A 1,109-nucleotide genomic window follows, 5' to 3' on the forward strand; every position below is an offset into this window, starting at 1 on the left:
TTTTCATTTTTCCTCCTGAGGGCTAACGCCCGCCTAAGGGGCTGGCAACGCATAACAACTAAACTCAAACACAACAACTGCAACCACAGCGGCTCATTGGGACTGGAAACGCCACGCGTTGACAGTCCCTCTTGAGGCGTTTGTTATGTGTGTGTTCAAACCATCAAATTTAGTCAGGAACTACTATTAAACCTAATTGCTCTAAAAGTTGTTCTTGCTGCCACGAACAGATTTTTACACCTGTAAGGTCAACTTTCCGAGGGTCTAAACCATACAACTCCGAGTGGCTCAAATCACAACCTTGCAACCTACACTGGCTCCAACACCCTTCAGAAAATACTCCCCGACTTAAATCAGACTCTTTAAATGATGCACCACTCAGATTTGCGCCAATCCATCTATTCTCAAACAAATCACACTTTTCGATACACTGCCTTTCAAAGTTGGCGTATGAAAGATTACAACCTGTTATATAAGCTGAACAAAAATACATTCTGTTCGATACCTGATTCATGAAGCTAGCTTGAGAAAAATTGGCACCCTTTAAATCGCATTCTCTGAACTCGATACCAAAACAATTTGCACCTTTGAAATACGACATTGAAAGACTGCAGTTTTTAAAAGATGCATCTCTAAGATCCGAGTAAGAAAAATCACACCCCTCTAATTCACCTCGTTCAATGAAAGAACAATCTACAAATTGTGTATCGCGGAGGTTCGCTCGTTTAAAGGAACAGCAGAAAAATTTGCAATTTTTAAAATACTGACCACTCATGTCTTGATGTGAAAAGTCTGCTTGTACATATAACTGGTCTGTTTTATCCATTTTCTAGCCCTCTTTCTATTTGAGTCGAAGACTAACATTTACCAACCAGTTCTCAAGAAAAATAAACACCTTAAAAACAGCAACTTACAACCACTTAAAATCGCAAAAATAAGGCGCCAAATTGACGCTCTAAGGCACCGTTTTTTAATTCACCCATGCCGCATGGCTAGAAAAAAGTTTTGATTAATCATGGCGCTTGCAAGAAAAACACATAACGCTTTCTATACGGCGAAAAGCCGTATTTCTACTCAGATCTAAGCTCATTTAATCTTTCATGGTCAAC

General features: G+C 39.6%; 1 protein-coding gene. It reads right to left on the bottom strand.

What is annotated here, in order from left to right:
• Positions 1-169: 169 nt before the first annotated feature.
• On the bottom strand, positions 170-826 hold the full coding sequence (locus R7O12_RS26375) for a quinolone resistance pentapeptide repeat protein QnrVC5 (protein WP_000361705.1): 657 nt from the start codon (positions 824-826) through the stop codon (positions 170-172).
• Between the last annotated feature and the right edge of the window lie 283 nt (positions 827-1,109).

This window comes from Vibrio sp. Vb1574, from assembly GCF_033338675.1.